At 57.3% G+C, this 1076-nt stretch carries 1 rRNA gene; it reads right to left on the reverse strand.

Annotated elements, in window-relative coordinates:
* Positions 1-1076: ribosomal RNA gene (locus ACGF3I_RS35240) — 23S ribosomal RNA — on the reverse strand; the annotation flags it as partial.

Genomic DNA, 1076 nt, shown 5'->3' on the forward strand with positions numbered 1-1076 from the left:
TGTGCGACGGATTTGCCTACCGCACGGCCTACACCCTTACCCCGGGACAACCACCGCCCGGGCTGGACTACCTTCCTGCGTCACCCCATCGCTTACCTACTACCACCTTGGATCAGCGGCTCCACCACTCCCCTCAACTCCGAAGAGATCAGGGCGGCTTCACGGCCTTAGCATTAATGGGCTCGATATTGGGCGTTTCAAAGCGGGTACCGGAATATCAACCGGTTGTCCATCGACTACGCCTGTCGGCCTCGCCTTAGGTCCCGACTTACCCTGGGCAGATCAGCTTGACCCAGGAACCCTTAGTCAATCGGCGCACACGTTTCTCACGTGTGTATCGCTACTCATGCCTGCATTCTCACTCGTGAACCGTCCACCACTAGCTTCCGCTGCAGCTTCACCCGGCACACGACGCTCCCCTACCCATCCATACAGGCGTTGGCCCTATGTGTATGAATGACACGACTTCGGCGGTACGCTTGAGCCCCGCTACATTGTCGGCGCGGAATCACTTGACCAGTGAGCTATTACGCACTCTTTCAAGGGTGGCTGCTTCTAAGCCAACCTCCTGGTTGTCTCTGCGACTCCACATCCTTTCCCACTTAGCGTACGCTTAGGGGCCTTAGTCGATGCTCTGGGCTGTTTCCCTCTCGACCATGGAGCTTATCCCCCACAGTCTCACTGCCGCGCTCTCACTTACCGGCATTCGGAGTTTGGCTAAGGTCAGTAACCCGGTAGGGCCCATCGCCTATCCAGTGCTCTACCTCCGGCAAGAAACACACGACGCTGCACCTAAATGCATTTCGGGGAGAACCAGCTATCACGGAGTTTGATTGGCCTTTCACCCCTAACCACAGGTCATCCCCCAGGTTTTCAACCCTGGTGGGTTCGGTCCTCCACGACCTCTTACAGCCGCTTCAACCTGCCCATGGCTAGATCACTCCGCTTCGGGTCTAGAGCGTGCAACTCAAACGCCCTGTTCGGACTCGCTTTCGCTACGGCTTCCCCACACGGGTTAACCTCGCTACACACCGCTAACTCGCAGGCTCATTCTTCAAAAGGCACGCAGTCACGAC

This window comes from Streptomyces sp. NPDC048111 (assembly GCF_043202815.1).
Lineage (GTDB): Bacteria > Actinomycetota > Actinomycetes > Streptomycetales > Streptomycetaceae > Streptomyces.